The following is a 5,403-nucleotide window of genomic DNA, read 5'->3' as shown; positions in this document are numbered from 1 at the left end:
GCTTCCGGGCCGCAGGTGATCGAGGGCTTCCACGGCGTGGCCCCGGCGCTGGCGGTCGGAGCCCCGATCGTGCTCAAACCGGCGCCCAAGACCCCGCTGTCCGGCGGTTTCAACCTCGGCCCCAACCCGCCAACGCTGACCGTGGACGGCGGAATCGCCACGCTGCACCTGGACCTGCCGGGCGAGGTGGTCGCCGACTGGTACCCGGACGGCAAGGCGCTGCTGATCGCCCACACCTACCGGGCCCGCACCACCGTGCACCGCTACGACCTGGAGTCCGGGGTGCTCACCGCGCTGCCGACCCCGGCCGGCACGGTCGTGGGCGCCACGGTGCGGCCGGACCGCTCGGTGGAGTACGTGTGGTCTTCCGCCGAGTCGCCGTCGCTGGTGCGCACCATCTCGGCGGAGGGCGATGACCGGGTGCTGCTCACCCCGCCGGGAGAGCGCGCGCCCGGCTCGGTGCCGGTCAGCGACGTGTTCGTCGAGGTGCCGTACGGGCCGAACGATTCGGTGCACGCCCTGGTCGCCAAACCGGAAGGCGCCGGGGACGGGCCGATGCCCACCGTGTTCAACCTGCACGGCGGCCCGCACGCCGCGGACGAGGACCGGTTCTCGGCGTACCGGGCGGCGTGGTTGGACGCGGGTTTCGCCGTGGTGGAGATCAACTACCGGGGTTCCACCGGTTACGGCTCCGCGTGGCGGGACGCGCTGGAGGGCAGGCCGGGCTTGACCGAGCTGGAAGACGTCGCGCACGTGCACGACTGGGCGGTGAAGTCGGGGCTGACCACTCCGGAGCTGAGCGTGGTGGCCGGTGCCTCCTGGGGCGGCTACCTGACCTTGTTGGCGTTGGGCACCCAGCCGGAGCGCTGGGCCGCCGGGATCGCGGGCGTCCCGGTCGCCGACTACGTGCAGGCGTACGCCGACGAGATGGAGCCGCTGCGGGCGTTCGACCGCGGCCTGTTCGGCGGGTCCCCGGAGGAGGTGCCGGAGGTGTACCGGAAGGCCTCCCCGATCACCTACGTGGACCAGGTGCGGGCACCGGTGCTGGTCCTGGCCGGGGACAACGACCCGCGCTGCCCGATCCAGCAGATCCTGAACTACCTGGACCGGCTGGCGGAGCGGAAGGCGCCGTTCGAGTTCTACCGCTACGACGCCGGGCACGGCTCCCTGGTGGTGTCCGAAACGCTGCGGCAGGTGGCGGCGGAGATCCACTTCGGTCGTCGCGCCGTCGGCTTGGCCGGCGAGTGACGGTGGTGCGGGCACCCGGTTCCCGCCGGGTGCCCGCACCGCGGGTGTTCACAGGGCTTGGACGCGGTCCACGTCGAGGTTGTGGAACACCGGAGGGGATTCGCACAGCGCCGCCATCTTGCGCGCCACCGCGTCGGTCTCCGGCAGCCGCGAGTTGCGCATCGCCTCCTCGTAGGAGGGGAACTCGACGAACTCGTAGAAGATGTCCGGGTCCTCGTGGTCGTGGGTGATGACCGCCCGCACCGCGGTTCGCTTGCCGCCGGTGGTCCGCTCCCACTCGTCCATCAGCTCGTCCAGTTCGCTGCGCCGCTTGGTGCGGAATTCGATGAGCTGCACGAAGTGCATTCCGTCCGCTGTGGACTCGTCCACCAGGTCGCGGCGGACGTCCTGCCGCAGCTGCGCGGAGTCCTCGTGCCCGTGCACGGACACCATGTGCTCGGCGGCCGCTCGCACGACTTCCTCTTCCTCACCGGAAATCCGCAGCGTGCAGTTCATGGCGCTGGGTGTTCTCCGGCAGTCCACTGCTTTCCGGGCCATCGCTGGCCTCCTGTTCTGCGTCAACTCCCGCGCAACCACGACAGCTCCCGCACGTAGTAGGGGTCGGGGTGCGCGGCGAAACCCTGGATCAGCGGGGCGCGCACGTGCGTCGGCGGCCAGGACCAGTCCACCCGGTGGATGAACAGGCCCGCCCGCTGCAGGTGGGTGAGCACTTCGAAGTTCGGCCGGCACCTCCGGCTGCCGCGCAGCATCTCCTGCACCTGGTCCTGGGCCTCCCCGAGCACCCCGGGGGCCTTGGTGTGCTCCAGGAACATGAGGTGCCCGTACTGGCGCAGCACCCGGGAGATCTCCTGCAGCGCCCGCACCGGGTCAGGAGCGCTGCACAGCGCGAACAGGCAGGCGACCAGGTCGAAGCTGTGCTGCGGGAACGGGAGCTCCTCCAGCCCGGTGTCCACCACCTCGGCCTGGTGCAGCAGTCGGGCACCGCGGATCTCGGGGGAGGACGCGACCAGCGCCAGGTGCTCCAGGTGGTCCGGGGCGGGCAGGTCGGCCATGTGGTGGGCGCCGATGAACAGCACCCGCCCGGACGCCCGGCGGTGGAGCTGGGCGCGGAACTCGTCCACCACTTCAGCAGGCGCCGAATGCCCCGCCCGCTTGTAGTAGCAGGTGAGCATGGTCGCCGCCGATACGCCCGTCATGGCACCAGCGTGGCTCCGCGCACCGGTACGCCACAGGGGCTTCCGACCCTGCGTGAGCTCGGTTACCGGCCGGGCACCGGGTGGAATCACTGGACCGAGTCAGTTGTTCGTACCTTGCGTGAGCCACCTTTTCGAACCCATCAAGCTGCGTGATCTGGTAGTCAGCAACCGCGCTTGGGTGTCGCCGATGTGCCAGTACTCGGCCGAGGACGGCCTGCCCAACGACTGGCACCTGGTGCACCTGGGCCAGTTCGCCACCGGCGGCGCCGGGCTGATCGTGACCGAGGCGACCGCGGTCGTGCCGGAGGGGCGGATCAGCCCCGGGGACACCGGGCTGTGGAACGACGAGCAGACCGAGGCGTGGCGGCGGATCAACGACTTCCTGCACCAGCAGGGCGCCGCCACCGCGATCCAGCTGGCCCACGCCGGGCGGAAGGCCTCCACCACCGCGATGTGGGAGGGCGGCGCCAGCGTTCCCCCCGAGGAGGGCGGCTGGCAGACGGTGAGCTCGACCAGTCAGCCGTTCGGCGACCTGGCCGCTCCGCGCGCCCTGACCGAAGCGGAGATCGCGGAACTGCCCGAGCAGTTCGCGGCGGCCGCCCGGCGCGCCGACAGCGCCGGTTTCGACGCCGTCGAGCTGCACTTCGCCCACGGCTACCTGGCCCACCAGTTCTACTCCCCGCTGGTCAACGACCGCACCGACGGCTACGGCGGCAGCTTCGACAACCGGGTGCGGCTGCTGTTGGAGATCACCGAGGCGGTGCGCGCGGCGCTGCCGGACGGCAAGCCGCTGCTGGCGCGCATCTCGGCCACCGACTGGGTGGAGGGCGGCTGGACCGGTGACGACTCGGTCCGCCTGTCCCGCCTGCTGGCCGAGCGCGGTGTGGACCTGATCGACACGTCCACCGGTGGGGCCACCCCGACCGCGGACATCCCGGTGCGCCCCGGCTACCAGGTGCCGTTCGCCCGCCAGATCCGCGCCGAGGCCGACGTCCCCACCGGCGCGGTCGGTTTGATCACCGCTCCGGAGCAGGCCGAGGAGATCATCGCTTCCGGTTCGGCCGACGTGGTGCTGCTGGGGCGCACGGTGCTCAACGACCCGCGCTGGCCGCTGCGCGCCGCGGACCGGCTGCGGGCCGGCGACCTGTGGCCCAAGCAGTACGAGCGGGCTCGCCGCCACCTCTGACGTCGCACGCGAAAAGGGCCCGCCGTGCTTCGCGGCGGGCCCTTTCCCTCCCTGGGGTGCGGTCGGCTAGCTGGCCAGTTTGGCCTGCCACATCCAGTGGGTCTTCTCCAGTTCCCGAGTGATGCCGATCAACAGGTCCTGCGTGATCAAGTCGGTGCGGTCGGTTTCCTGCACCCGCTCCCGCAACCGGTCGATGACCCCTTCCAGGGCCGCGGTGATCGCTTCGGAGACGTCCCGGTCCATGCGCCAGCCCGGTTCGAACCGAAGCACCGAGGAGCGCTCCGCCACCGTGGAGGCCCGCCCGTCCGGCGGCACCCCTAGAGCCGCGCACCGCTCGGCGACGTCGTCGGCGTAGCCGCGGGCTTCGTTGACCAGCTCGTCCAGGTGAAGGTGCACGTCGCGGAAGTTCTTGCCGACCACGTTCCAGTGCGCCTGCTTGGCCACCAGGTGCAGGTCGATCATGTCGACCAGGGTGGCCTGCAACGCCCTGCTGGTGACGTCCAGGTCTTGCCCGCCAAGCGCGCCGGTTATGGGCGATTTCGTTGCCGTGTTGAGGGCCATCTGCGGTGCTACCTCCTCGTGCGCGAGCTATTCAGCTCCCCGAGTACCCACGAGGAGGCCTTCTCATGCCTCTTCTTCCACCACGTGCCAGTGGGTGGCGAACTCGACCACCTGGCGGCCGATGGTGCGCAGCACGGAGGCCGCTTTCTCGTCGTCGGTGCGCCCGGCGGGATCGAACCGGGTGTCGGCCGAGTTGATCGCCCCACCCAGGGGTGTCGGCCAGCCGCGCAGCGCGTGCGCCACGGAGCGCAGCGCCTGCAGCGTGGTGACCGCTGCCTGCCAGCCGTAGGCGATGCCGACGCAGCCGACGGCGCGGCCGTCCAGGTAGGGGCGCTGGTCGTGGTGCAGGTCTTCGACGTAGTCGAGGGCGTTCTTGATCAGGCCGGAGATGGTGCCGTGGTAACCGGGGGAAACCAGGATCACACCGTCTGCGGCGCGCAGCGCCTCCACCAGTTCGACCGCGTTCCGGGTGCGTTCGGAGAGCTGCGGGTCGTAGAACGGGAGGACGAGTTTCTCCCCGGTGATCGCGTGGACTTCGGCGCCGGCTTCCGCGGCTCCGGACAGGGCGGCCCACAGGGCGCGTTCGGATTGGGAGCCGGCCCGGACCGACCCGCCGATTCCCACCACGGTCACCGTCATGCACTGATCCTTTCAACTTCCGGCTGCGGGGCTGGATCCCAGCCACGCTAAGACTTGTACTCCGGTGGAGGTCAAAGCCAGCGGCTGGTGTCGCTGCCCACACCTACCAGTCGGTAACCTGCTCCTCTGCCCGAGTCGTTCGCTGGGAAGGGACCGCTCATGTCGAAAGTCCTCGATCTGGTGCAGCCGAAAGTGGAGAAGGCCGTCGCGCGCGCTGTCTTCGCGCTCCCCCGCCCCCTGCGCCGCCTGCTGGCCGGGTCGCCGATCCGGATCGACGGCCAGGAACTCGCCTTGGACGCGCAGCTGCTGCTGAAGCTGCAGAAGCTCAGCGGCCAGACCGAGCTGTCCGCGCCCAACCCGGAGCTGGCCCGAGCGGCGATGCGCGCGATGAACGAGGTCATCAGCGACCCGGTGCCCGGGGTGATCTCCGCGGAACGCCGCATCCCCACCGACGCCGGTGACCTGTCGGCCCGGCTGTACCGGCCGAAGGAGCTCACCGAGACCAGCCCGCTGCTGGTGTTCTTCCACGGCGGCGGTTGGGTGATCGGCGACCAGGTGCCCGCCGGCGGAAGA

General features: G+C 70.7%; 6 protein-coding genes and 1 pseudogene. 3 read left to right on the top strand and 4 right to left on the bottom strand.

What is annotated here, in order from left to right:
* Window positions 1-1,248 (top strand): alpha/beta hydrolase family protein (locus tag SREC43747_RS0118715; RefSeq protein ID WP_152528476.1); only part of this gene is annotated, 1,248 nt, incomplete at its 5' end.
* Between the two features lie 48 nt (window positions 1,249-1,296).
* Here SREC43747_RS0118715 and SREC43747_RS0118710 read toward each other — a convergent pair.
* Complete coding sequence (locus tag SREC43747_RS0118710) at window positions 1,297-1,785, bottom strand: DUF1059 domain-containing protein (protein ID WP_029722924.1); 489 nt, start codon at window positions 1,783-1,785, stop codon at window positions 1,297-1,299.
* A gap of 20 nt (window positions 1,786-1,805) precedes the next feature.
* On the bottom strand, window positions 1,806-2,444 hold the full coding sequence (locus SREC43747_RS0118705) for a class I SAM-dependent methyltransferase (RefSeq protein ID WP_029722923.1): 639 nt from the start codon (window positions 2,442-2,444) through the stop codon (window positions 1,806-1,808).
* A 118-nt stretch (window positions 2,445-2,562) separates the two neighbouring features.
* On the opposite strand from SREC43747_RS0118705, the gene SREC43747_RS0118700 reads away from it, so the two are divergent.
* On the top strand, window positions 2,563-3,630 hold the full coding sequence (locus SREC43747_RS0118700; protein ID WP_029722921.1) for an NADH:flavin oxidoreductase/NADH oxidase: 1,068 nt from the start codon (window positions 2,563-2,565) through the stop codon (window positions 3,628-3,630).
* A 66-nt stretch (window positions 3,631-3,696) separates the two neighbouring features.
* On the opposite strand, the gene SREC43747_RS0118695 is transcribed toward SREC43747_RS0118700, so the two are convergent.
* Entirely contained in the window at window positions 3,697-4,191 is a 495-nt protein-coding gene (locus SREC43747_RS0118695) for a Dps family protein (RefSeq protein ID WP_029722920.1), read from the bottom strand.
* A 63-nt stretch (window positions 4,192-4,254) separates the two neighbouring features.
* A complete protein-coding gene (locus tag SREC43747_RS0118690) occupies window positions 4,255-4,830 on the bottom strand; it encodes an NADPH-dependent FMN reductase (RefSeq protein ID WP_029722919.1) in 576 nt (191 codons plus the stop codon).
* Window positions 4,831-4,989: 159 nt separating this feature from the next.
* Between SREC43747_RS0118690 and SREC43747_RS0118685 the strand changes: the two are divergent.
* Window positions 4,990-5,403, top strand: a pseudogene (locus SREC43747_RS0118685) (alpha/beta hydrolase); the annotation flags it as partial.

It is taken from the genome of Saccharopolyspora rectivirgula DSM 43747 (genome assembly GCF_000497205.1).
Lineage (GTDB): Bacteria > Actinomycetota > Actinomycetes > Mycobacteriales > Pseudonocardiaceae > Saccharopolyspora > Saccharopolyspora rectivirgula.
Note: the sequence above shows the minus strand (reverse complement) of the source record. Positions and strands in the feature narration are given on the sequence as shown.

Excerpts from the sequence above, each read along its gene's own strand:
- SREC43747_RS0118710 (WP_029722924.1), bottom strand. The coding sequence starts at position 1,785 with ATGGCCCGGAAAGCAGTGGACTGCCGGAGAACACCCAGCGCCATGAAC.
- SREC43747_RS0118690 (WP_029722919.1), bottom strand. The coding sequence starts at position 4,830 with ATGACGGTGACCGTGGTGGGAATCGGCGGGTCGGTCCGGGCCGGCTCC.
- SREC43747_RS0118695 (WP_029722920.1), bottom strand. The coding sequence starts at position 4,191 with ATGGCCCTCAACACGGCAACGAAATCGCCCATAACCGGCGCGCTTGGC.
- SREC43747_RS0118705 (WP_029722923.1), bottom strand. The coding sequence starts at position 2,444 with ATGACGGGCGTATCGGCGGCGACCATGCTCACCTGCTACTACAAGCGG.